Source organism: Rheinheimera sp. WS51, from assembly GCF_050936095.1.
Taxonomy (GTDB): domain Bacteria; phylum Pseudomonadota; class Gammaproteobacteria; order Enterobacterales; family Alteromonadaceae; genus Alishewanella.
In genome coordinates this window covers 765,529-790,234 of sequence record NZ_JBOTRC010000001.1, presented here as the reverse complement: position 1 = coordinate 790,234, position 24,706 = coordinate 765,529, and the positions used below count along the sequence as shown (strand labels likewise).

At 41.9% G+C, this 24,706-nt stretch carries 24 protein-coding genes and 4 tRNA genes; 15 read left to right on the top strand and 13 right to left on the bottom strand.

All coding sequences use genetic code 11. The features are described 5' to 3' along the window. Positions 1-54: 54 nt before the first annotated feature. Positions 55-960, bottom strand: a complete 906-nt coding sequence (locus ACRCA4_RS03700) for a pseudouridine synthase (RefSeq protein WP_433184311.1) — start codon at positions 958-960, stop codon at positions 55-57. Positions 961-1,078: 118 nt separating this feature from the next. Between ACRCA4_RS03700 and ACRCA4_RS03695 the strand changes: the two genes are divergently transcribed. After that, on the top strand, positions 1,079-1,858 hold the full coding sequence (locus ACRCA4_RS03695) for a tRNA-uridine aminocarboxypropyltransferase (protein WP_433184308.1): 780 nt from the start codon (positions 1,079-1,081) through the stop codon (positions 1,856-1,858). A 19-nt stretch (positions 1,859-1,877) separates the two neighbouring features. Further along, on the top strand, positions 1,878-2,090 hold the full coding sequence (locus ACRCA4_RS03690) for an RNA-binding S4 domain-containing protein (protein ID WP_433184306.1): 213 nt from the start codon (positions 1,878-1,880) through the stop codon (positions 2,088-2,090). Between the two features lie 49 nt (positions 2,091-2,139). Here ACRCA4_RS03690 and kdsA read toward each other — a convergent pair whose 3' ends face one another. The 5 genes from kdsA to hemA are packed head-to-tail and all read right to left on the bottom strand — an operon-like array spanning position 2,140 to position 6,712. Next, the gene (gene kdsA, locus ACRCA4_RS03685; protein WP_433184303.1) at positions 2,140-2,985 is read right to left on the bottom strand and encodes a 3-deoxy-8-phosphooctulonate synthase; all 846 of its coding nucleotides are present in this window, start codon (positions 2,983-2,985) and stop codon (positions 2,140-2,142) included. Positions 2,986-3,044: 59 nt separating this feature from the next. Continuing rightward, complete coding sequence (locus tag ACRCA4_RS03680) at positions 3,045-3,428, bottom strand: SirB2 family protein (RefSeq protein WP_433184300.1); 384 nt, start codon at positions 3,426-3,428, stop codon at positions 3,045-3,047. A gap of 45 nt (positions 3,429-3,473) precedes the next feature. Continuing rightward, positions 3,474-4,313, bottom strand: a complete 840-nt coding sequence (prmC, locus tag ACRCA4_RS03675; RefSeq protein ID WP_433184297.1) for a peptide chain release factor N(5)-glutamine methyltransferase — start codon at positions 4,311-4,313, stop codon at positions 3,474-3,476. 31 nt (positions 4,314-4,344) lie between these two features. Further along, the gene (prfA, locus tag ACRCA4_RS03670; RefSeq protein ID WP_433184294.1) at positions 4,345-5,436 is read right to left on the bottom strand and encodes a peptide chain release factor 1; all 1,092 of its coding nucleotides are present in this window, start codon (positions 5,434-5,436) and stop codon (positions 4,345-4,347) included. A 16-nt stretch (positions 5,437-5,452) separates the two neighbouring features. Beyond that, a complete protein-coding gene (hemA, locus tag ACRCA4_RS03665; protein WP_433184292.1) occupies positions 5,453-6,712 on the bottom strand; it encodes a glutamyl-tRNA reductase in 1,260 nt (419 codons plus the stop codon). Between the two features lie 20 nt (positions 6,713-6,732). On the opposite strand from hemA, the gene lolB reads away from it, so the two are divergent. The 3 genes from lolB (at position 6,733) to ACRCA4_RS03650 (ending at position 9,255) form a co-directional block, all read left to right on the top strand. Further along, positions 6,733-7,389 (top strand): lipoprotein insertase outer membrane protein LolB, encoded by a 657-nt coding sequence (gene lolB, locus ACRCA4_RS03660; protein ID WP_433184289.1) that lies wholly within the window; start codon positions 6,733-6,735, stop codon positions 7,387-7,389. Further along, positions 7,386-8,240, top strand: a complete 855-nt coding sequence (gene ispE / locus ACRCA4_RS03655) for a 4-(cytidine 5'-diphospho)-2-C-methyl-D-erythritol kinase (protein WP_433184287.1) — start codon at positions 7,386-7,388, stop codon at positions 8,238-8,240. Before lolB ends, ispE begins: the two co-directional genes overlap by 4 nt. 79 nt (positions 8,241-8,319) lie before the next feature. Beyond that, positions 8,320-9,255, top strand: coding sequence for a ribose-phosphate pyrophosphokinase (locus ACRCA4_RS03650; protein ID WP_433184284.1), 936 nt, complete (start codon positions 8,320-8,322; stop codon positions 9,253-9,255). 146 nt (positions 9,256-9,401) lie between these two features. Here the strand turns inward: ACRCA4_RS03650 and ACRCA4_RS03645 are convergent, their stop codons facing one another. Then, a complete protein-coding gene (locus tag ACRCA4_RS03645) occupies positions 9,402-9,590 on the bottom strand; it encodes a CsbD family protein (RefSeq protein WP_433184282.1) in 189 nt (62 codons plus the stop codon). 334 nt (positions 9,591-9,924) lie between these two features. Here ACRCA4_RS03645 and ACRCA4_RS03640 point away from each other — a divergent pair, with 334 nt between their 5' ends. The 7 genes from ACRCA4_RS03640 to ACRCA4_RS03610 all read left to right on the top strand — a co-directional run bounded on the left by ACRCA4_RS03640 (position 9,925) and on the right by ACRCA4_RS03610 (position 12,956). After that, complete coding sequence (locus ACRCA4_RS03640) at positions 9,925-10,551, top strand: 50S ribosomal protein L25/general stress protein Ctc (protein WP_433184279.1); 627 nt, start codon at positions 9,925-9,927, stop codon at positions 10,549-10,551. Next, complete coding sequence (gene pth, locus ACRCA4_RS03635) at positions 10,551-11,153, top strand: aminoacyl-tRNA hydrolase (protein ID WP_433184276.1); 603 nt, start codon at positions 10,551-10,553, stop codon at positions 11,151-11,153. The genes ACRCA4_RS03640 and pth overlap by 1 nt, the downstream gene beginning before the upstream one ends. A 41-nt stretch (positions 11,154-11,194) precedes the next feature. After that, positions 11,195-12,286: a redox-regulated ATPase YchF gene (gene ychF / locus ACRCA4_RS03630; RefSeq protein WP_433184273.1), complete on the top strand. Its 1,092-nt coding sequence runs from the start codon at positions 11,195-11,197 to the stop codon at positions 12,284-12,286. A 256-nt stretch (positions 12,287-12,542) separates the two neighbouring features. Further along, positions 12,543-12,619 (top strand) — tRNA-Met (locus tag ACRCA4_RS03625). An 18-nt stretch (positions 12,620-12,637) separates the two neighbouring features. After that, positions 12,638-12,722 (top strand) — tRNA-Leu (locus ACRCA4_RS03620). Positions 12,723-12,753: 31 nt separating this feature from the next. After that, positions 12,754-12,828, top strand: a tRNA-Gln gene (locus tag ACRCA4_RS03615). Positions 12,829-12,881: 53 nt separating this feature from the next. Further along, positions 12,882-12,956 (top strand) — tRNA-Gln (locus ACRCA4_RS03610). A gap of 52 nt (positions 12,957-13,008) precedes the next feature. Here ACRCA4_RS03610 and ACRCA4_RS03605 read toward each other — a convergent pair. After that, positions 13,009-14,172 (bottom strand): FAD-dependent oxidoreductase, encoded by a 1,164-nt coding sequence (locus ACRCA4_RS03605; RefSeq protein WP_433184270.1) that lies wholly within the window; start codon positions 14,170-14,172, stop codon positions 13,009-13,011. A gap of 170 nt (positions 14,173-14,342) precedes the next feature. Here ACRCA4_RS03605 and aguB point away from each other — a divergent pair, with 170 nt between their 5' ends. From aguB to ppiC, 3 genes are all read left to right on the top strand, one after another. Beyond that, the gene (gene aguB, locus ACRCA4_RS03600; RefSeq protein ID WP_433184267.1) at positions 14,343-15,239 is read left to right on the top strand and encodes an N-carbamoylputrescine amidase; all 897 of its coding nucleotides are present in this window, start codon (positions 14,343-14,345) and stop codon (positions 15,237-15,239) included. Next, positions 15,240-16,355, top strand: coding sequence for an agmatine deiminase (gene aguA, locus ACRCA4_RS03595; protein WP_433184264.1), 1,116 nt, complete (start codon positions 15,240-15,242; stop codon positions 16,353-16,355). Positions 16,356-16,494: 139 nt separating this feature from the next. Then, on the top strand, positions 16,495-16,773 hold the full coding sequence (gene ppiC / locus ACRCA4_RS03590; RefSeq protein WP_433184262.1) for a peptidylprolyl isomerase PpiC: 279 nt from the start codon (positions 16,495-16,497) through the stop codon (positions 16,771-16,773). Positions 16,774-17,079: 306 nt separating this feature from the next. Here the strand turns inward: ppiC and eno are convergent, their stop codons facing one another. The 5 genes from eno to rlmD form a co-directional block, all read right to left on the bottom strand. Then, positions 17,080-18,372, bottom strand: coding sequence for a phosphopyruvate hydratase (gene eno, locus ACRCA4_RS03585; RefSeq protein ID WP_433184259.1), 1,293 nt, complete (start codon positions 18,370-18,372; stop codon positions 17,080-17,082). Positions 18,373-18,428: 56 nt separating this feature from the next. After that, positions 18,429-20,066, bottom strand: a complete 1,638-nt coding sequence (locus ACRCA4_RS03580) for a CTP synthase (RefSeq protein WP_433184256.1) — start codon at positions 20,064-20,066, stop codon at positions 18,429-18,431. A 181-nt stretch (positions 20,067-20,247) separates the two neighbouring features. Further along, complete coding sequence (mazG, locus tag ACRCA4_RS03575) at positions 20,248-21,030, bottom strand: nucleoside triphosphate pyrophosphohydrolase (RefSeq protein ID WP_433184254.1); 783 nt, start codon at positions 21,028-21,030, stop codon at positions 20,248-20,250. Positions 21,031-21,058: 28 nt separating this feature from the next. Next, positions 21,059-23,257, bottom strand: a complete 2,199-nt coding sequence (gene relA / locus ACRCA4_RS03570; protein WP_433184251.1) for a GTP diphosphokinase — start codon at positions 23,255-23,257, stop codon at positions 21,059-21,061. A gap of 61 nt (positions 23,258-23,318) precedes the next feature. Beyond that, positions 23,319-24,683, bottom strand: coding sequence for a 23S rRNA (uracil(1939)-C(5))-methyltransferase RlmD (gene rlmD / locus ACRCA4_RS03565; RefSeq protein ID WP_433184249.1), 1,365 nt, complete (start codon positions 24,681-24,683; stop codon positions 23,319-23,321). Positions 24,684-24,706: the final 23 nt, after the last annotated feature.

The window sequence follows — 24,706 nt, the reverse complement described above, 5'->3', positions numbered from 1 at the left end:
GTTTAGTGTTTAGTGTTTAGTGTTTAGTGTTTAGTGTTTAGTTAACATGCTCGGCTACCATTCGGATAGCTGAAAGCTTGAGCTAAAGCTTTGCTTTTGGCCTGTGATAGGATCTATAAATGCTAGTTTTTTAGCTAATAGCTGTAAGGGCGCATCAAATTGTGGTGGCCCTTTAGGCTGTAACTCTGGATAATAAATATCATTTAATATCGGCATGCCAAGGCTTAGCATATGCAGCCTCAGTTGATGTGTTTTGCCTGTAACCGGTGTTAAGCAAAATAGGCCTTTATTGTCGCACTTTGCAGCCAACTGAATGTCAGACTCGCTATTGGCCTCACCTTTAACGATATGATTAATAAACTTAGGCGTAGCTTTTTCAATCCTATTTTTAATTTGCCATTGTAAAGGTAAGCTTTGCCTTAACAGCTGCTGTTCGATGCTTGCTGTTAACTTAGCAACCGCCTGATACTGCTTGGTTATTTTTTGTAAACTAAATAGCTGGCAATAATCTGCTCGACTTGCTGGATTAATTGAAAATAAGACTAAGCCTGCTGTGTCTCGATCTAGGCGATGTAAAGGCACTAAGTCGGTAATACCCGTTTGTTTTTTAAGCCGTGCCAACAGGCATTCATTCACATATTGCCCTCCTGGCGTAACCGGTAAAAAGTGCGGCTTATCAGCAACTAAAAAATGCTTATCTTGATATAAAATGCGGTGAGCAAAAGGCACTACAGGTTCAGCTTCTACTTCGCGATAATAGCAAAGTCGCTTACTTGGCATATAGCCAGTTTGTTCTGTAATAGGCTCACCATCATGCCAATGCACTTTGCCATCCGCAATTCGCTGTTGCCACACTTGTGGGGTAATAAATGGAAACTTTGCACATAAAAAATCATACACAGTCGTATAATTCGTTACCGCAGGGAGTGTTATTTCAGAAGCTTGGCTAGCAATAGACACCTAGACACCTTAGCCTTTTCAAATAGAAACTTATAACAGCTAGCCTAACATAAATGAGTGGCCGCTAGACTGGATTTAGCAGCAACTTGATTGCATTTTATGTCTTGCTAACGCTAAAATGACGCCTCTCACTCTTAATCACACCATTAATGCGTATTACCATGCTAACTACCTATTACGCTTCGTTGCCATTGTAACTATGGCGCATAATAACTCCGTACTTAAGTTACGTAAGCAGCAATTATTGCTTTCTACTCGTGTGTTTAATGCTAGAGGCAGCAAGGTTATTCGCTGCGAGCAGTGCTTACTCCCTGCCACGAATTGCATTTGTGCAAGCAAGCCTATAGTGAACAGTCACAGTGCTTTTTGCTTTATTATGTATACTGGCGAATGCTATAAACCTAGCAATACTGGTCGTATTATTGCAGATGTTATTTCTGATAATTATGCCTATGTTTGGGATCGTACTCAGCCGGATCCTAATATGTTAGCCCTGTTACAAAACCCGCGTTATGCACCTATAGTGGTTTTTCCACAGCAATATGCAGAAGCTGAGCGCTGTATAAGTTCCCCGCTGCAGCTTGAAAGTGTACAAGAAGGCAAAATTCCACTATTCGTTATGCTTGACGGCACCTGGCGTGAAGCCAAGAAAATGTTTAAAAGCCCTTATTTAACCAAACTTGCTGTGTTGGGTATTCAGCCAGCGCAAGGATCGGGTTATCAATTACGTGAAGCCGCACATTTACATCAACTTTGTACCGCTGAAGTTGCCATAGAAGTACTTAAATTAGCCAAGGATCATACTGCAGCTGAGGCTTTGAGTCGTTACTTTGACCTATTTCGCCAAGCTTATATTGTGGGTAAACCGCATCTAAGCTTTAATGCACCTACTAAATAATCTCGGGAAACTGATAACCATGCGTGAAGTGATACTAAATAAAGCCAATGTTGAGTTATATAAGATATTAAAATTTGAAGGGCTGTTAAGTAGTGGAGGCGAAGCTAAAGCCGCAATTAACGCCGGTTTAGTTAAAGTTAATGGTGAGGTAGAAACGCGTAAAGGCCGCCAGATTAATGCCGGAGATGTTGTTGAGTTTGCACAGCAACAGTTACAAATAACGGTGATCTAACATAATTATGGCTGGTCGCTAATAGCGTTATAAGCGCCAGCCATATAATTTAATTTGCTGCCGTATCTAAAGGAGCAAAGCTTTTTACTAAGTCATCAACCGCTTTCATCTGTTGCAGATAAGCTTCTAATTTAGCTAAAGGCAACGCGCAAGGACCATCACATTTAGCCTGATCCGGATCAGGATGCGCTTCAATAAATAAGCCGGCTATGCCTAACGCCATACCTGAACGCGCTAATTGCGCTGCTTGAGCACGACGACCATCAGCAGAGCTCTCACGTCCACCGGGTTTTTGTAAGGCATGAGTTGCATCAAAAATAACCGGCGCATAGTGCTTCATTTCATCCATGCCCAGCATATCAACAACTAAGTTGTTATAGCCAAAGCTTGAACCGCGCTCGCATAGCATAACTTGCTCGTTACCGGCTTCTTTAAACTTAGTCATAATATGACGCATTTCATGTGGCGCTAAAAACTGTGGTTTTTTTACGTTTATCACAGCGCCCGTTTTCGCCATAGCTACCACTAAATCGGTTTGACGCGCTAAAAAAGCTGGCAGCTGGATCACATCAACAACTTCAGCAACCGGCGCGGCTTGATAAGGCTCGTGAACATCAGTAATTAGCGGAATATTAAAAGTCGTTTTAATTTCCTCAAAGATTTTTAAGCCTTCTTCTAAACCAGGTCCACGATATGAATGCACTGAAGAACGATTTGCTTTATCAAAAGAAGCTTTAAACACATAAGGGATTGCCAATTTTTGTGTTACTTCAACATAATGCTCTGCTACGCGCATGGCTAAGTCTCGAGATTCCAAGACATTGATACCGCCAAATAAAACAAAAGGCTTATCGTTAGCTATCTCAATTGCGCCTACTTTAATCATTTTCTGCATTAGTATTTTCCTATATTAGGTGTAATCAGACTCAATAGTTAAACGTTACTGCAGACCTGTTAAAAAAACATCTGAATAAACACCGGTTGTTTAGTAATAGCAACACGAATAGCTAAGGCTAACCAGCCTAAAGCACCGAGTAAGCAAAACCAACGAATCGCTAAGGTGCGTCCCTTAAAGGCCATAACGCCAAGAATAATATAGGCTATTACAGCAAACACTTTTTCAGTTAGCCAAGGATTAACAAACGGATACTGGTTAAGTACTAACATTAAGCCAACTGCACTTAATAACAACAAGGTATCAATTATATGGGGGGCTATTTTAAAAAACTTACGCTGCAATAAAGATGCTGATTGCAGCCTCATGGCAAACCGAACTAATAAAAAACTAACACTAATAAACACAAGTAATAAGTGAGTATGCTTTATTGCCATATACATGGAGTGATTATCCTTATATCAATTTACTAATACGACTTTACTCGGCTAGCTACTTAGCCAACAGCCACCTGTGATGCGCCAGTTATCACCATAATCTTTTTTTGATTCAACACAGCCAAAACCACGTTCAATTAATAGCTTTTGTACTGCTTCGGCTTGATTATAACCATGTTCTAACCATAACCAACCATTAGCATTTAAAAATTGTGGCGCTTGCTGAATTATATAGCGAATATCAGCTAAGCCCTGCTCTGCTGCAGTTAGTGCAGTAATAGGTTCAAAGGTTAAATCCGCTAAATGCGCATCGCTAGTGTCAATATAAGGTGGGTTACTGACTATTAAATCAAACTGCATGCCTGTTAATGCGCTAAACCAATCACTTTGTAACACGCTACAGTTTTTAATCTGTAATTCCTGCTGATTACGTTGCGCTAACGCTACCGCATCGGCGATATAATCGACTGCAATAACCTGCCATTGCGGTTTATTTTTAGCTACGGCTAAGGCGATAGCACCTGTCCCTGTGCCTAAATCTACAACCTTAGCCGCTCTGGGTAAGGCTAAACTTAGCGCTTGCTCAACTAAGGTTTCGGTATCTGGCCTTGGGATTAACGTACAAGGGGCAACTTCAAGTTTTAGATCATAAAAATACCAATAGCCCAATAAATAGGCTAAAGGCTGGCCCTCAACCCGCTGCTCAACTAATAGCGTAAGCTGCTGCAATTGAGCGGCGGTTAAGAGTTGCTCAGATTCACGATATAAGTAAGTCGCCGGCACTTGCAGCACATGGCATAAGCACAGTCTAGCCTCAATATCGGCAGTAGCAGTCACTACCTCAAGTTGTGTTCTAGCTTGCTGCTGCCACTGGCGTAACGTTAAGCTCATACTGCTGGAATCATGCTAGCATCTGTTGCCATTAACGGTTTTCATCCGCTAATGTCGCTAATAAATCGGCTTGATGCTCTTGCTTTAATGGCTCTAGTACTTGATCTAAATCACCTTCCATCACATCTAATAAACGATAAATTGTTAGGTTAATTCGGTGATCCGTTAACCGCCCTTGTGGGAAGTTATAAGTACGAATACGTTCAGAGCGATCGCCACTACCGACTAATGAGCGACGAGTCGACTCTTCTTCTAAGCGTCGTTTTTCATCTTCAGCCGCTTGAATCCGCGATTGTAATACACTCATCGCGCGGGCACGGTTTTTATGTTGTGACCGCTCATCCTGACACTCAACCACAATACCTGTTGGTAAATGGGTAATACGAATAGCTGAATCGGTTCGGTTAACGTGCTGACCACCTGCACCCGATGCTCTAAAGGTATCGACCTTTAAATCAGCCGGATTAATTTCTATTGCTTCGCTCTCTGGCACTTCTGGCATAATAGCAACGGTACAAGCAGAAGTATGAACTCGGCCTTGTGACTCGGTTGCAGGCACCCGCTGCACCCTATGGCCACCCGACTCAAATTTTAATGAGCCATAGGCGCCTTCACCTTGTAAGCTAGCAATAATTTCTTTATAGCCACCATGCTCGCCTTCATTAGCACTAATTACTTCTAGTTTCCAACGCTGCTTCTCAGCAAAACGACTGTACATTCTAAATACATCACCAGCAAAAATGGCGGCTTCATCACCACCGGCACCGGCACGAATTTCTATAAAACAGTTACTGCTATCGTTAGGATCTTTTGGCAGTAATAAGATCTGTAAGTCATTTTCTAATTGCTCTATTCGCTGTTTGGCTTCTTTATATTCTTCTTGTGCCATTTCACGCATATCTGGATCACTATCTTTTTGCATTTCTTCTGCAGATAGCAAGTCTTGTTTGGCTTGCTGATAATCTGTAAATGCCTTACTAATATGCTCTAACTGACTATATTCTTTGGAGAGTTCGCGATAACGGTTTTGATCATTAATCACAGAAGCATCACTTAATAGTGCCTGTACTTCTTCATAGCGCTCTACTAATCCTTCAAGCTTGCGATATACCGATTCATTCATACTGTTACTTACCTGATTACAGATCTAACAAAGTGTTGATCAATGATTGTTGACTCAGCGCTTGATCCTGCAATAACTGCCGAATAGCTTTAGTCGGGCTGTGCATCAGCCGATTACTAAGTTTATGGGATAATTCAGTTAACACCTTTTCAGCGTCTTGACCTGTGGCTAACTGATTAAGTGCTTTAGCTACTAATTCTGCTCTAATTTGCTCACAACCTTGGCGATAATCTCGCACCCAGTCGACATTACCTTGTAAGGCTAACCACTGCGCAAACTCATTGGCACCTGCGCTGATCATCTGCTTGGCTTGCTCGGCTGCTTGCTGGCGGTTATTTAAATTTTCGGCAACGATAGTTTGTAGATCATCGACTGTATATAAATACGCATCTTCTAAATCACCTACTTGAGGCTCAATATCGCGAGGTACGGCTAAATCAACTAAAAACATCGGTTTATGCCGCCGCACTTTTAATGCTTGCTCTACCATACCTTTGCCGACTATAGGCAAGGTGCTGGCGGTTGAGCTTATAACAATATCGGCTTGTGCTAAATGCGATGGCACTTGGGCCAAGGTGATAGCTTGAGCATTAAACTGTTTTGCTAAGCTAACCGCACGCTCATGAGTACGGTTTGCCACGGTTAATTGTTGTGCCCCATGCTCTTGTAAATGACGGGCAACTAACTCTATGGTTTCTCCCGCGCCAATTAGTAGAACTTTAACGGTACTTAAGCTACCGAAAATTTGTCGAGCTAAACTCACGGCAGCAAAGGCAACCGACACCGCATTAGCACCGATATCTGTTTCGGTTCTTACTTGTTTAGCAACCGCAAAGGTTTTTTGAAATAAACGTTCGAACTGAGGGTTAATGGTGCCAGCGTTACGAGCTTGACTATAAGCTTGTTTAACTTGGCCAAAAATTTGTGGTTCACCTAACACTAAAGAGTCTAAACCTGAAGCGACTTGCATTAAGTGAATGGCTGCGTCATTGTCTTGGTGTAAATACAAATGTGGTTGAAGCTCGCTAGCTTCAACGTGATGAAATTTAGCTAACCAGTCAATTACTTGTTCCGCTTGCGCCGTTGAACCGTTAAAATACAATTCAGTACGGTTGCACGTTGATAGCACAACCGCATTAGCGATACTGGTTAATGTTGTCAGTTCGCGTAAGGCTTCAGGCACTTGCTCTGGAGCGAACGCAACTTTTTCACGCAGCGCTACGGGTGCCGTTTTATGATTAATGCCGAGAGCGAAAATGGCTATCACCTGTATCATCAAAATTATTAGGAGGCGAATTGTACGAAAAAGCCCTAACTAAGAAAAGCACAGTGAAGGACTTTAGTATAACTAATCGCTGTTATCGCACGTTATTTACAGTTGTATTAAGCCTTTGGTTAACAGGATGCGGCCTATTCACTAACAAAGTAGTGTTCGAGCCGCCGCTTACTGCTAACGCTAGGCAAGCGCAATTGCAAGCTATGCAGCAGTTTACCATACAAGCAAGCGTAAGTATTAAAACAGCACAAGACTCAGTCAGTGGTAATTTACACTGGCAACAACTGCAAGCTGAACATTATACCGCGCGTTTAAGTAATTTTCTTGGGATTAGTTTATTTGAGTTAGAACAAAACCAAGCTGGTAGCCAAATTCAACTTAGAGGTGAAACCTATCAAGGTGTAGATACTAGCAGTTTATTGTTACAGCTATCAGGCTGGTCTATGCCTTTAGCTGATATGCCATTATGGCTACGTGGCTTACCTGGCAAAAATAGCCAACATATTCGCTATGATGAACTAGGCCGAGTGACCCATTTTAGTTTAACTGATAGCACAGGCATTATCTGGCAACTTGAATACCAAAGCTTTTTTACGGATTCATTAGCATTACCTAAACGTTTACTGCTTAGCAGTGATAATACCAGAATAAAGCTGGTTATTCGGAGTTGGCAATGACAAGTTTAACGCTACCTGCGGTCGCGAAAATTAATTTATTTTTACATATTACTGGTCGTCGCGATGATGGCTATCATAATTTGCAAACTTTGTTTCAGTTATTAGATGTCGGTGATGAACTTACCTTTACTCCCCGAGCTGATAACCAGCTAAACTTAGACTCTAATAACCAAGCGCTTATTAACGATGAAAACTTAGTTATGCGTGCGGCTAAAAAATTACAACATTTCGCCCTGCAACAAGGTATCAATACCGGCTGTGATATTTTTTTAAATAAACGCTTACCTATGGGAGGCGGTTTAGGTGGTGGCTCTTCAGATGCTGCAACCACGTTATTAGCGTTAAATAAATTATGGCAACTGGGTTTGTCTAGTGCCCAGTTGGCCAAGATAGGTTTACAGTTAGGTGCGGACGTTCCTGTCTTTGTTCAAGGCCGAACCGCGTTTGCCGAAGGCGTAGGTGAAAAGCTGACCCCCGTTGATTTACCAAGCAAAGTTTTTTTAATTGTTACCCCTGACTGCCATATTAGCACCGCTGAAATTTTCTCTCACCCCGCCTTAATTCGTGACAGTAAAGCCTTAACACTGGACACTTTAATGTACTCTTCTTGGCGAAATGACTGCCAACCATTAGTAGAGAAGCTGCAGCCAATTGTTGCAATAACCTTACAGTGGTTGCTAGAATACGCACCATCTCGAATGACGGGTACTGGCGCCAGTGTATTCGCCGAATTCCCTGACCGAACCAGTGCTCAGCATGCCCTAGCAAAATTACCCGCCGATTGGCAGGGCTTTATTGCGCAAGGGGTCAACCAGTCGCCGTTGTTGGCTGCGTTGGCAGATACCGAATAAGATAACTGATAGTAACTTATGTTGCTGTTTTATGATAAACCGGACTCACAACAGCCCTGAGGATCCCACCGTGCCCGACATGAAGGTTTTCGCTGGTAATGCAATACCAGAACTCGCAAGTAAAATCGCCAGCCGCCTGTATATTAAACTTGGAGATGCCGAAGTCGGCCGTTTCAGTGATGGCGAAGTTAGTGTTCAAATAAATGAAAACGTACGTGGAGCCGATGTATTTATCATCCAGTCTACTTGCGCACCAACTAATGATAACCTAATGGAACTCATTGTAATGGTTGATGCTTTACGCCGTGCTTCTGCCGGTCGTATTACTGCGGTTATGCCTTACTTTGGTTATGCGCGTCAAGATCGTCGCGTGCGCTCTGCCCGTGTGCCTATTACGGCTAAAGTGGTTGCTGACTTTTTATCAAGTGTTGGCGTAGATCGTGTTCTAACTGTTGATTTACACGCAGAGCAAATCCAAGGTTTCTTTGATGTACCAGTAGATAACGTTTTTGCCAGCCCAGTCTTATTAGAAGATATGCGCAAAAAAGCCTTTAACGCTCCTGTTGTGGTATCACCTGATATTGGTGGTGTTGTTCGTGCTCGAGCTATTGCTAAGCTATTAAACGATGCCGACTTAGCTATTATTGATAAACGTCGCCCTAAAGCGAATATTGCCCAAGTAATGCATATCATTGGTGATGTGAAAGATCGCGACTGTATTATTGTTGACGATATGATTGATACCGGTGGCACTTTATGTAAAGCCGCTGAAGCCTTAAAAGAACACGGTGCTAAACGCGTTTTTGCTTACGCAACTCACCCTGTATTTTCTGGCAATGCTGCAAAAAATATCGCCGAATCAGTTATTGATGAACTAATTGTTACTGACACTATTCCGCTGACTGCAGAAATGAAAGCTGTAGCTAAGGTACGTCAATTAACCTTAAGTGAAATGCTAGCTGAATGTATTCGCCGCATTAGCAATGAAGAATCAATATCGTCAATGTTTGATTAATGCATGGTTACTCAATGTTTGGCTATTAAATAACGCGCATTAGATTAGTGAATCAGCGAAATGATTAAGTTAAACTTAGCTAACTAAATATTATCAAACATAAAAACCACACCTTTATAGGTGTGGTTTTTTTATGCTAACAACTTCTAGCGCATTTTATTGAACTCTTGCTCAGCTTGTTCGCGTGACATGCCGTAACGTTCTTGCATTTTACCGCAAAATTTATCGATCCGGCCGTCTACTTGCTGTAGATCATCGTCAGTTAACTTACCCCATTTCTCTTTAATAGAGCCTGTCATTTGTTTCCACTTACCTTCTGCAATATCGCTATTCATAGAATATCTCCTGTTGAAGTAGTTAGAAATTGCAATACTTAGTTCAATACAGCATTGCAGTCACTGAGAATAAAGCAAAAGCCACACCAACTATTTACATAAGATAAATCAACAACTTAAAAACAACGAATTTATTTAGCTGCCGAACCAGTTAACATGACATGTAAATCTTACTTACTAATTTGCAATAAATTCGCGAAAGCAAAAAAATAGCATGATTATTTTAATTTGCAGCAACCCTAAACCAATGGTAAAATGTCGCGCCCCTAAATAGGGGGCATCCAACCTAAGACTGGTCGCAAGTCTTAGGACACACTAATTATTGGAGTACATCATGTCTGATGCAACAATCGTATTAAATGCAGAAGTCCGTACTGATTCAGGGAAAGGTGCGAGCCGCCGCCTGCGTCACGAAGACAAAGTTCCAGCTATCATCTATGGTGGCGGTAAAGATGCGCAATCTATCACTTTAGAGCACTCTAAATTGTTAAAAGCGCAAACTGATGAAGCTTTCTACTCTCACATTATCACTATTCAAGTTGGTAAAGAGAAAGTTAAAGCTATCGTTAAAGCGATGCAACGTCACCCATTTAAGCCAAAAATCATGCACGTTGACTTCCAACGCGTAGAAGCTGGTCATGAATTAAAATCTATCATTGCTATTCATTTAATCAATGAAGAAGCTGCAGTGAAGAAAGGTGGTATTGTTGTTCGTGGTGCAAACGAAGTAGAAATTACTTGTTTACCAAAAGACTTACCAGACGCTATCGAAGTTGACGTAAGCGAAATGGCTATTGGTACCACTATTCACTTATCTGATATCAAAGCGCCTAAAGGTGTTAGTTTCACTCAATTAACGAAGGGCGAAGGTCACGACATCGCTATCGTTTCTGTGAACAAGCCAGGCGGTAAAGCTGTTACTGAAGATACAGAAGAAGAAGAAACTGATACTCCTGAGTAATGTCTGCTAAAACTCAGTCAGCAGTGCAGTTGATTGTGGGCTTGGGAAATCCAGGCCCTGAATACAGCCAGACTCGGCATAATGCAGGGGTCTGGTTTGTTTCACAATTGGCACGAGCTTTTAATGTTAACTTAAAAAGTGAACCTAAATTTTTTGGTTATACCGGCAAGTTTATTTGCGCGGGCCAAGAATATAAATTGCTGATCCCAGCAACTTACATGAATTTAAGCGGTAAATCGGTGCTAGCAATGGCTCAGTTTTACAAGCTCTCCCCAGAACAAATACTGGTTGCCCATGATGAAATGGCGCTTGAACCTGGTATTGCAAAATTTAAACTAGGCGGTGGTCATGCTGGCCATAATGGTTTGCGCGATATTATTGCGCGGCTAAGCAATAACGCCAATTTTTATCGATTACGCTTAGGCATTGGTCATCCTGGACACAAAGATCGGGTAACCGGCTATGTACTTGGTAAAGCGCCACAATCTGAGCAACAATTAATAGAAAGCGCTATTGATGAGGCTGTTCACTGTTTTGAGATCCTCGCTCGCGATGGCCTGGTGAAAGCACAAAACCGCTTACATAGTTTTTCAGCCAGCTAAACTAGCCGGCTCCATAATTACAGCACGCAAAGGAACATCTTATGGGTTTTAAATGTGGCATAGTTGGCTTACCTAATGTTGGTAAATCTACTCTCTTTAACGCGTTAACTAAGGCCGGTATTGAAGCTGCAAACTTCCCGTTCTGTACTATTGAACCTAACACAGGTGTAGTACCAGTACCCGACTTACGCTTAGATACGTTAGCAAAAATTGTTAACCCGCAACGTGTATTACCTACCACTATGGAGTTTGTTGACATAGCCGGTTTAGTTAAAGGTGCATCAAAAGGTGAAGGGTTAGGCAATAAGTTCTTAGCTAATATCCGTGAAACAGATGCTATAGGTCATGTAGTTCGCTGCTTTGAAGACGAAAACATTATCCACGTTGCCGGCAAAATTGATCCAGCTGATGATATTGATACTATTAATATGGAATTAGTCTTATCAGATATGGACACGGCTGAGCGCGCCATCGTTCGCATAAGTAAAAGGGCTAAAGGCGGCGATAAAGACGCAAAAGCCGAACTTAGTGTATTAGAAAAAGTAAAAGCGCATTTAGAGCAAGGTGAAACACTTCGCCAGCTAGAGCTGGATAAAGATGAGCTAGCCTTAATCGCCTATATGAATTTCTTAACCATTAAACCAACGATGTATATCGCCAACGTGACTGAAGATGGTTTTGAAAACAACCCGTATTTAGACATAGTGCAAGCTATTGCCGATAAAGAAGGCGCCATTGTGGTTCCGGTTTGTGCGGCCATTGAATCCGAAATTGCCGAGCTAGATGACGACGAAAGAGCCGAGTTTATGGCTGATATGGGCTTAGAAGAGCCTGGCCTTAATCGTGTTATTCGTGGTGGCTACTCCTTACTTAGCCTACATACATATTTTACCGCTGGCGTAAAAGAAGTACGCGCTTGGACAGTTAGAGTAGGGTCTACTGCGCCACAAGCGGCAGGTGTTATTCACACAGACTTTGAGAAAGGCTTTATTCGGGCAGAAGTTGTCGGTTACGAAGACTTTGTTCAATTTAAAGGTGAAGCCGGTGCTAAAGAAGCAGGTAAATGGCGTTTAGAAGGTAAAGATTACATTGTTAAAGATGGCGATGTAATGCATTTTCGCTTTAACGTTTAACTATTTTTGTTATTTTATAAAAAAACCGGTGCTTGCATCGGTTTTTTTTATCCTTAATTTACTGACAAGCTGGCATCACTATTATCGATAACCTACTTGCACATAGCACAACTATAGCAATATTGATTATCAAAGCATCATTTTGCATATTAAATCAGCAAACAAACCAATAAAACAATTTAAACTAAAAAAAACGGTTGACGCTATGGGGTCAGTTCAGGATAATACGCGCCACTTGCTTAGGTTAAGTTTGTAAGGCTACATAGCTCAGCTGGTTAGAGCACAGCACTCATAATGCTGGGGTCGCAGGTTCGATTCCCGCTGTAGCCACCACTTACTTTGCCTGTGCATGCGGGAATGGCGGAATTGGTAGACGCACTGGATTTAGGTTCCAGCGCCGCGAGGCGTGAGAGTTCGAGTCTCTCTTTCCGCACCACTTTAGTGGTGCACACATAGTCAAGTACAGCAGGGGCGTAGCCAAGCGGTAAGGCAACGGGTTTTGATCCCGTCATGCGTTGGTTCGAATCCAGCCGCCCCTGCCATTAAATTCTGTGTTAATGGTTTAAATAAACGATTACAACACACCCTGTTCTACAGGGGCGTAGCCAAGCGGTAAGGCAACGGGTTTTGATCCCGTCATGCGTTGGTTCGAATCCAGCCGCCCCTGCCATTAGATACTAAACCCAGCTTATGCTGGGTTTTCTATTTCTAGCTTACTAGCATTAGCTTAAGCCAACTGCATATTTAGCAACAAAACTCTTTAGCTTGCCACTTTTACTCGCAACAGCCATACCTAAATGTCTTAATTTGCGCAGCAATGGCATTTGCTGACTAAAACCAACATAAAATGTATCCATAGCCGCCATCATAATATTATTCGCTAAACGGCGCTTACGCTGATAATTAGCTAAAAGGCTTTCAGCAGCTAAGTCTTGTTGTTGATTAAACGCTGTTGTAAGCAGGTCAGTTAATAATTTAGCATCAGCAAAGCCTAGGTTAACACCTTGCCCGGCTAATGGATTAATAGTGTGGGCGGCATCCCCTACTACTACCACACGATTTTGATAGTATTGATTAACCTGCATTTTAGCTAAAGGAAACCAGCCGGTTTCTAGTACCTCGACTTGACCTAATTGCGCAGGGAAAGCTTCCAGCAGTAAGGGCTGCAATTGCGCTGGCGTTAAGGCTGCTAATTGTTTTACTTTAGCTGCGTTATCATACCAAACCAAAGAGGCTTGGTGATCTGGTAGCGGTAAGAAAGCACGAGGGCCCTGCTCGGTAAATTGCTGCCAAGTAATATCTTGCTGCGGGTAAGGTGTTCGCACCCGAGCAATTAAGCACGCTTGCCGATATTGCCAACCATGAGTACCAATACCAGCAAATTGGCGTAACTGTGACTTAGCTCCATCAGCTGCTACAAGTAATTTTGCCTCAAGTATTTCCCCGGTGTTTAAGGTAACGCTGGCCTGCTCTGCACTTTGCTGTAAAGCCGTAACATAGGCTGGGCAATACAAGCTTAGTTTGCCATCAAGTTGCTGCCATAAAGCTAATTGTAATAGTCTATTTTCAACAATATGGCCAAGGTGACTATGGTTTATCTCTTTTGCATTAAATGCCACTACATGGCTTGCTAGCTCAAAGGCGTGTAAGCGTTGATAAGGGCATAACCGCATTTGCTGTAAATGTTGCCATGCGCCTAATTGCCTTAGCCAAGTCTCGCTAGCTAAGTTAATTGATGATACCCGCAAATCAGGCTCACTGGCATTATCATAAGGCATAGGTTGCCGTTGCTCGACTAACGCAACTTGCATACCGGCATCGGCTAAAGCTAAAGCAGTAGCCGCACCTACCATGCCACCACCAACAACAATTACATCGTATTTCATTGCTTTATTTTCACTGGTTTCAATGAGTTTATCGCTTATTGTACGCAGCCCAGATTAAAATTGACAATAGAGCTTGACGAGTGACGAAAAATACGGCATTTTCGCGCCCTATTTGGCATAGCCTACTTCTAGTGCTAGCCTATTACTTTTATTTCTGCTGGAGATAACTAATGCGTAATGTAACTGTTGCTGCAACACAAATGATTGGTGGCTGGGATGTTGATCAAAATATTCAACGTGCTGAACGCTTAGTGCGTGATGCAGCCGAAAAAGGTGCACAAATAATTCTATTACAAGAGTTATTTGAACGTAATTATTTTTGTCAGAAACAAAAGCCTGAATATTTAGACTTTGCAACTTCTGTTGATGAGAACCCTGCTGTACAACACTTTAGTAAAATTGCTAAAGAACTACAGGTTGTATTGCCTATTAGTATTTATGAGCGCTCAGGCCACTGTTTATATAATACCGTTGTCATTATCGACGCCGACGGTAGCAATTTAGGTATTTACCGTAAAAGTCATATTCCAGATGGCCCAGGTTATAGTGAAAAGTATTACTTCACACCAGGTGATACCGGCTTTAAAGTCTTTGAAACTCAGTATGCAAAAATTGGCGTGGGTATTTGTTGGGATCAATGGTTTCCTGAATGTGCCCGTAGTATGGCACTAATGGGAGCAGAGCTATTATTCTACCCAACTGCTATTGGCTCAGAGCCACATGACGCTACTATTGATTCAAGTGGTCATTGGCAACGCACCCAGCAAGGCCATGCTGCAGCAAACGTAACGCCACTAATAGCTTCTAACCGTATTGGTACAGAAACCGAAGGTGATTACTCTATTACATTCTATGGTTGCTCATTTATTGCTGATGAGTCTGGCGCCAAAGTACAAGAAGCCGGCCGTACTGAAGAAGCAGTACTAGTGCATACATTTGATTTAGATGCTATCGCTGCTACACGTCGTGCTTGGGGCGTATTCCGTGATCGCCGCATCGATTTATACGGCACTGTATCAACTAAAGATGGTGCGACTAAGCAGCCTAAAGTTCAAGGTGGCAACTAAGTGAGATACCGTAATTTATCTACCACACCCCGTGCTGACGGCTTTAGTATGCCTGCAGAATGGGTTGAACATAAACAAACTTGGATGATTTGGCCTGAGCGCACAGACAGCTGGAGACTTGGTGCTAAACCTGCACAACAGGCCTTTGTTACAGTCATTAAAGCCATAGCTGAATTTGAACCTGTTAGTGTTGGTGTATCAGCAAATCAATATGCTAATGCAGTAGCACAACTTACAGACACCGACAGTAAATTTGCTATTCGTGTTGTTGAGATTGCAAATAACGACTCTTGGTGTCGCGATACAGGCCCAACCTTTGTTACTAATGGCAAAGGTGAGGTGCGAGGTATTGACTGGGCCTTTAACGCTTGGGGTGGCTTAAATGGCGGCTTATATTTCCCATGGGATAAAGATGACCAAGTTGCCAGTAAAGTATTGGGTATAGAACAATTACCACGCTATCGCACTGACGACTTTATTTTAGAAGGTGGCGCTATTCATGTTGATGGTGAAGGTACTTTACTTACCACCGAAGAGTGCTTATTAAATGCTAACCGCAATCCTAATTTAAGCCGTGAGCAAATCGAGCAACAAATGTGCGATTATCTGGGTATTGAAAAAGTGCTTTGGTTAAAGCAAGGCATTTTTAATGACGAAACGGATGATCATATTGATAATATGGCCTGTTTTGTTAAACCTGGTGAAGTGGTATTAGCTTGGACTGATGATGAAAGCGATCCGCAATATACTCGCTCTAAAGCAGCCTTAGACTATTTAGAAGCCAGCACTGATGCCAAAGGTCGTAAGATTATAGTGCATAAACTACCTCAGCCTGCACCTATCCTTGCTAGTGCCGATGAATATGCAACCGTTGATGATTCCATGCAAGCTAAGCCTCGTGAAGCCAACACGCGCTTAGCAGGCTCTTATATCAACTTCTATTTATGTAATGGCGGTTTAATTATGCCTACTTTTGACGATCCAAACGACAAAGTAGCTGCAGATATTTTACAAAAACTGTTTCCAGAGCATAAAGTAGTTACTGTGCCAGGACGCGAAATATTATTAGGTGGCGGTAATATACACTGTATTACCCAGCAACAACCCGCCAAGTAAACTTCAGGGGGAAATTAATATTCCCCCTTCTGCTTTTTATTTTCAGCAATAACGTTAAGCCGCTTAGTTTAAGCGCTATATTGCCAATGACTACTCAGCTTACACCTACGGCAACCATAATTATGTTTAAGGAGTTATTATGTCAAAAGCCTGCGCGTTACATATTTTAGTGAAAACAAAGCCTGAAGCAGAAAAGCTGAAACAGCAGCTAGCTAAGGGCGCTGACTTTGCTAAGTTAGCTAAACAACACTCACTATGCCCATCTGGCAAAAAAGGCGGTGATTTAGGCGAGTTTAAAAAAGGCCAAATGGTTAAAGCGTTTGATGATGTTGTATTTAAACAAGCAATTTTAGAGGTGCATGGCCCAATTAAAACCCAATTTGGTTACCATTTAATTAAAACCTTGTATCGCAGTTAAATGTTTAGTGCTGAATTTTGAGTGCTGAGTGTTTAGTTTGGACTGTGGACTAACTTAAGATAAATTATTGAGGTTCGGTTTTACCCTAAACTAACCATTGCAGCCCTGGACGGGCGTAAATGAGCCCCCAGGGATGGGTTTACGGCGTGTTAGTGTGGGTAAACCGAACCGTATACACTTGAGTGTTAAGTTTTAAGTGTGGGCTGACTAACATAAATTATTGAGGAACGCTTTTAGCCTAAACTAACTATTGCAGCCCAGAATTAGCGGTAAGCTAATGCAGGGCTTTAAGTAGTAGTATTAGTATTACTGGCCTTTAATTTCGCTACGGCCTTTATAGGGTGCTTTGCTACCTAATTCCTGCTCAATGCGCAGTAATTGGTTATACTTAGCAACCCGATCAGAGCGGCATAATGAACCAGTTTTAATTTGGCCAGCTGCAGTACCTACGGCTAAATCAGCAATAAAGGCATCTTCAGTTTCACCGCTACGATGAGAAATAACAGCTGTGAAACCTGCATCTTTAGCCATTTTAATAGCGGCTAAAGTTTCGGTTAATGAGCCAATTTGGTTAAATTTAATTAAGATTGAGTTACCAATACCTTGCTCGATACCGCGAGTTAGAATTTTAGTATTAGTAACAAATAAATCATCACCAACTAGCTGCACTTTATCGCCAATCTTAGTGGTTAAATCTTTCCAACCATCCCAGTCGCTCTCATCTAAACCGTCTTCGATAGACACAATAGGATACTTCTGAGTTAAACCTGCTAAATAGTCATTAAAGCCAAAAGAGTCAAAGCTCTTATCTTCGCCGCTTAATACGTATTTACCATCGTGGTAAAACTCAGTAGCAGCACAGTCTAGGGCTAACGTAATATCTTTATCCATTACGTAACCTGCTGCATTTACTGCAGCGACTATAGCGGTTAAGGCATCTTCATTAGATTTTAAATCAGGCGCAAAACCACCTTCATCACCTACTGCTGTGCTTAAGCCACGATTTTGTAATTCTTTTTTCAGGCTATGGAAGATTTCGGCCCCCATGCGTAATGCTTCAGCAAAGGTTTTAGCACCCACAGGCTGGATCATAAACTCTTGAATATCAACGTTATTATCAGCATGCTCACCACCATTGATAATATTCATCATAGGCACTGGCATACTAAACTGGCCTGAGGTGCCATTTAAATCTGCGATATGTTGATATAAAGGGATCTTTTTATCTGCCGCTGCAGCACGTGCTACCGCTAAAGAAACGGCTAAAATAGCGTTAGCCCCTAGGTTGCTCTTAGTTTCAGTACCATCTAAATCAATCATAACCTGATCAATTTCAGCTTGGTTATAAGCATTCTTGCCCTTTAATGCTTGTAAAATAGGGCCTGTAATATTCGCTACGGCTTTAGTAACGCCTTTACCTAAATAACGGCTTTTATCACCATCGCGTAGTTCAAGCGCTTCCCGCGAGCCGGTTGATGCACCAGACGGCGCACAGCCACGGCCCATTACACCACTTGCTAAATACACATCAGCTTCTACGGTTGGATTGCCACGTGAATCCATAATTTCACGCGCGATAATATTTACGATATCAGACATAGGTAGATTCCTTTTAGAACTAAAAAGCCGTGTTACTCAACACGGCTTTAACTATATTAAATTCGTTGCAGCTTTTGGAACTTAAAAACAGCAGCAACAAAAGCTTGGAATAATGGATGGCCATCTCGTGGAGTTGAATTAAACTCAGGGTGGAATTGACCGGCAACAAACCAAGGGTGAGTTGGGATTTCAATCATTTCAACTAATTGGTTATCTGCAGAAAGCCCCGACACCACTAAGCCGGCAGCTTCTAATTGCGGTCGTAGGTTATTATTTACTTCATAGCGGTGTCTATGCCGCTCTTGAATAACCGCTTGGCCATATACTTCGAAGGCTTTAGTATCCGCTACAATATTACAGTTTTGGCTACCTAAGCGCATAGTGCCGCCTAAGTCTGAAGAATCAGTACGCACTTCAACTGAACCATCTGCATCACGCCATTCGGTAATTAAACCTACCACAGGATAAGCAGTTTCTCGGTTAAACTCAGTTGAATGCGCATCTTTCATACCGGCAACATTACGAGCAAATTCAATAAGCGCAACCTGCATCCCCAAGCAAATACCAAAATAAGGAATATCATTCTCACGGGCATATTGGGCTGCAAGAATTTTACCTTCAACACCGCGCTCACCAAAACCACCTGGCACGAGAATACCGTCTAAGCCAGCTAGCATAGCAACGCCTTTGCTTTCTAAATCTTGCGAGTCAATATATTTAATATTAACAGTTACTCGATTCTTTAAGCCGGCATGACCTAAGGCTTCATTAACTGATTTATAAGCATCGGGTAATTCAACATATTTACCGACTAAACCAATAGTCACTTCACCATTTGGATTTGACTCTTGATATAACACTTGTTCCCATTCGACTAAATCTGCTTCCGGCGCCTCAATATGGAAGCGGCGACACACTAAGTCGTCTAAACCTTGTGATTTTAAAATAGCGGGAATTTGATAAATACTAGAGACGTCTTTTAAGCCGATGACTGCTTTTTCTTCAACATTCGTAAACAAGGCAATTTTAGCCCGCTCATTTTTAGGTATAGCCCGATCAGAACGACAAACTAAAATATCTGGTTGAATACCAATAGAACGTAATTCTTTAACTGAATGCTGAGTAGGCTTAGTTTTAATTTCACCTGCAGTACCTAAGTATGGCACTAAGGTTAAATGCATAAATAAAGTACGCTCACGGCCAACTTCAGTACCAAGCTGACGGATCGCCTCTAAAAACGGTAATGATTCAATATCACCAACAGTACCGCCAATCTCTACAATGGCGATATCATACCCTTCAGCGCCAGCAGCGACGCGAGATTTTATTTCATTGGTAATATGAGGAATAACCTGAATAGTAGCCCCAAGGTAGTCGCCGCGGCGCTCTTTGCGCAATACATCAGCGTAAATACGGCCTTGAGTAAAGTTATTTAACCTAGACATTTTAGTGCGAATAAAACGCTCATAATGCCCTAAGTCTAAATCTGTTTCTGCACCATCTTCGGTAACAAAGACCTCGCCATGTTGAATAGGGCTCATGGTCCCAGGGTCAACGTTGATGTAGGGGTCGAGCTTAAGGATAGTGACCTTTAGACCGCGAGCTTCTAAAATGGCCGCTAAAGATGCAGCAGCAATGCCTTTACCGAGCGATGAAACCACGCCACCCGTCACAAAGATATATCTTGTAGTCATAAGACCCCTGAGACAATATTGAACAATAAATAAACACCAATACTAAAAAACACTAAACTCCCAGTGTAAGTACACAGGGACGATAAAGGGTATTAAATAATTGGTATCAGGACGGGAGAAAATTATAGCAAAGCCAAGCTTAGCACTCAACGTAAAGCTGCGGCTTTCTCAATTAATTATTTTATTTCTGCTTAAGCTGCTGTTTCACTTGCTGCCAGCTGGCTTCCATTTCATCTAATGTAGCTTGAGCTAAACTACCCTTTTGCGCTGTTATTGCCTGCTCTACGGCACGAAAACGTTGTTCATATTTATTATTAGCAGCCCTTAATACCGCCTCTGGATCAAGTTTATGCTTACGCACTACATTAACTAAGGCAAACATTAAGTCACCTAACTCTTCGGCTAACTCAGGGCTTGCTGGGCTAGTTGCTTCAACTTCGGCTATCTCTTCTTTTACTTTTAACCAGCAGCCCTCTACCGTTGGCCAGTCAAAACCTACAGTTGCGCAGCGCTTTTGTAACTTATTTGCGCGGCTTAAGGCTGGCATGGCCTGGGGAATATTATCCAGCACACTATGCTGGCCAACTTGCTTACGCTCAGTGCTTTTTAGTGCTTCCCAATTTTTTAATACCGCATCAGAGTCAGCTAGTGTTTGATTTGCAAAAACATGCGGGTGCCGACGTTCAAGCTTATCGCAAATAGCCGCTACACAGTCATCGAATTCAAATCGTCCTTCTTCTTTGGTAATTTGAGCATAAAAAACGACTTGAAACAGTAAATCGCCTAGCTCATCTTTTAATTCGGTAAAGTCTTCTCTGGCAATGGCATCAGCAACTTCATAGGCTTCTTCTAATGTATAAGGCACTATGCTGGCGTAGTTTTGCTTTAAATCCCAAGGACAGCCTGTTTCCTTATCTCGTAACTGCGCCATTATTGTAAGTAAGCGTTGAATATTATCTGCCACTGCATTTCCTGTTAGTCTTTGTTTGGGGTCACTGAGTAAAGCGTTTTGCTTCCACGATATCTTCTAGCTGATTAATTTTACTAAGCAGTTTATTTAGCGAATCTAAATTATATAGCTCTAAGGTCATATCTAGCACCGCTGTTTGTGCTTTAGTATCAGAGCTACTATTCATCTTAGTTACGTTGGCTTTTTCATTGGCTAAAATATTCGTAATATCACGTAATAAATTACTGCGATCGTGGGCAATAATACGAATATTCACCTCATAACCAGAAGCGTATTTGCCCCCCCAATTAGCTTCAACCGCCCGCTCAGGATGACTGTCTTGCAAGGTCTTAAATTGCTCACAGTCATCACGATGAATAGCTATACCTCGACCTTGAGTGATATAACCAACAATGCCATCTCCGGGTAGCGGCTGACAGCAGCCCGCTGTATGAGTTAATAAATTACCCACGCCTTGCACTATAACGTCACTTTTAGCTTTATGCGCTGCAGGTAATGGCTTCGTAATTAATCTAGGGTCAATTTCTGGCGGCTCAGCTTTTTCATGCTGACTTTGAATAAAATGCACTACTTGGCTTAATTTAATATCACTGCCACCAATACCAACGAGTAGTTCATCTAATGAATTAACATTAAAGCGTTTTAATAACTTTTGCGGTGGGCCAATTTGTAAATTTAAGCGCATTAGTTCGGTATCTAGTAACTCTTTACCTGCAGCTAAATTCTTATCTTTATCTTGTTGGCGAAACCAGTATTGCACCTTAGAGCGTGCCCGACTTGATTTAATATAACCTAAATGCGGGTTTAACCAGTCTCGGCTAGGATTAGGTTCACGGCCGGTTAGAATATCAACCTGATCTCCGGTTTTTAACTGATAGGTAAAAGGCACAATGCGGCCTGAAATTTTCGCGCCAATACAACGATGGCCAACATTAGAGTGAACATAATAAGCGAAATCTAATGGGGTAGAACCTAAGGGTAAATCGACAATGTCACCTTTGGGCGTAAACACATAAACTCGATCTTCAATCACCTGATTACGTAATTCTTCAACAAGCTCGGCGGAATCAACAACCTCTTCTTGCCATTGTAGTAACTTACGCAACCACTCAATTTTTTCGTCATTCGCAGCAGATTTCGTTTTAGCACCACCCTCTTTATAACGCCAATGCGCTGCCACACCAAGCTCAGAGTCTTCATGCATTTGCTGAGTGCGAATTTGAATTTCGATTACTCTTCCTTGAGGCCCTAAAACTACGGTATGAATGGATTGATAACCATTTTGTTTTGGCGTAGCAATATAGTCATCAAACTCTTTAGGTAAATGGCGCCAGCTGGTGTGAACAATACCTAAAGCGGCATAACAGTCTTGCACTCTTTCAGTAACAATACGCACAGCTCTAATATCGTACAACTGCTCAAATGGCAGTTGCTTTTTCTGCATCTTTTTCCAAATACTATATATATGTTTAGGCCGGCCTTGTACTTCAACTTTTAACTGCTCTTGTTGCATTTTTTGCTGCACGGCAAATACAAAGTCTTGTAAGTATTGCTCTCTATCTAACCGTCGCTCTTCTAATAGCCCTGCAATTTGTTTATAGACTACAGGGTGTAAATAGCGAAAAGCTAAATCTTCTAGCTCCCACTTTAGCTGCCCTATGCCAAGCCTATTGGCTAAGGGAGCAAAAATAGCATTGGTTTCTTTAGCGGCTAAAACCCGCGTTTCTTCATCTGCCTGTTTGACTTGACGCAAATAACAAATTTGCCCCGCCAGTTTAATAACAACCGCCCGTACATCTTCAACCATAGCCAATAACATACGGCGTAAGTTATCCGCTTGTTGTGCGCTAACACTATGGTTCGGGCCTGTTGGTATACTGCGCATGGCTTCCATTTGTTTCACCGCAGTCAACAAACTTAATACTTTATCTGAAAATTGGCTGGTTAAACTCTCTTCATCAATTAATTTAGCGTCTAAAACAGGGAATAATAGAGCGGCTAATAATGAATCGATATCCATTCTTAATTCAGCGAGGATCTCAACCTTTTCCCAACCGGTTCTGACTTCAGGCACTGAGGCATCAAGATCTCGCTGTTTTAGCCAGGTTTCAGCAGCCATTAAGTCGCTTATTTTTTGCGTTGTTAAGTCTAACGACTCTAACCAAGCTAGTGTTTCATCACTATTGTAAGCCGTGCTATGGGACTGGCGAACCTTAACCATGCTTCAATTCCTTGTATCAGATTTTGGCCTGACTATTTTATTACTCTATTGCAATTGCACACTATTGCACAAACAAGGCCATTAACTCTAAATGGCGAGTATGTGGAAACATATCAATGCCACTTATTTTTTCTAAACGATAACCACTAGATAATAGTACTTTACTGTCTCGCGCTAGGGTTGCAGCATTACAAGAGACATATAAAATAACTTTTGGTTTCAACTGTACCACTTGCTCTATTGCCCCGTTAGCACCAGCCCGAGCAGGATCAAGTAACACCTTAGTATATTGCGCACTATTCCAGCTAGCTTTAGGCCAGGTTAGGTGTAAATCGGCTTGTGAGGCACTAAGGTTATCTAATTGATTCACTCTAGCATTATGTAATAATTGTTGCACCATCTTGTCTATGCCTTCGACAGCATGTACGGCTTTTGCCACTTGTGCCAAGGCTAAACTAAAATTACCTATGCCAGCATAGAGATCTAATATAGTGTCCTGCTTATTCGGTGCTAACCACGTTATGGCTTGGCTTACCATCTTCTGGTTAACAGTCGCATTTACTTGAATAAAATCATCCAGTCCAAACTGCAATCGTATATTTTGTTCAGCCAAACTATATTCTGGTTGAAACTGTTGATGTTCATCCTGCCAAGCTTTATAGCAGCCTGATTCAAACTCACCTATCCAAATTGCTGTTGGCCAGGCAGCAATTAGCTGCTGTTTATCTTGTATTGTTAAAGGCTGAGTATGACGTACTACGATATAAGCTTGTTCTTGGGCATCAATTACTTCAACGTGGGTTACTGCATTAGCAGTAGATAACTTAGGCAACTGTGTTGCTAATACAGAAAAAATAGGTGTTAATACCGGCGATAACACTAAACACTGTTTAATATTTACAATATTTTTAGCATTAGCTTGGCGAAAACCAATATCATATTGGCGTTGTTTTTTATTATACCAAACACCAATTCTGGCTCGTCTACGATAACCTTGCTGTTGTATTGCTGGTCCGCTTTCAGTATCCATTGTCGGCCCTGTTAACATAGGCTGCCAAGGTATATCGGTTAAGTCAAGTTGATGGCGTAATAATCCATCAACCCCTTGCTGCTTCAACTTTTGCTGCTGTGAGACAGCTAAATACTGTAATTGGCAGCCTCCGCATTGTGCAGCATAGCGACAAGGTGCAGTTATGCGTTCTTTAGCGGCTTGTTTTACAGAAGTAACGCTAGCTTTTATAAAGCCAGATTTATCTTCTAAAATTTTCGCTTGAACCGTTTCGCCGGCCAAGGCACCACTAATAAAAGCAATTTTATTATTAACTCTGGCTATCCCTTGAACTTCATAGTCTGTGCTATCAATTTGCACATTTATAAGGTTGCCTATCCGGCTGGGTTTTGTCTTTGCTTTGTAGATACTGACCATAGGTTCTCTATCAGGTTATAGGC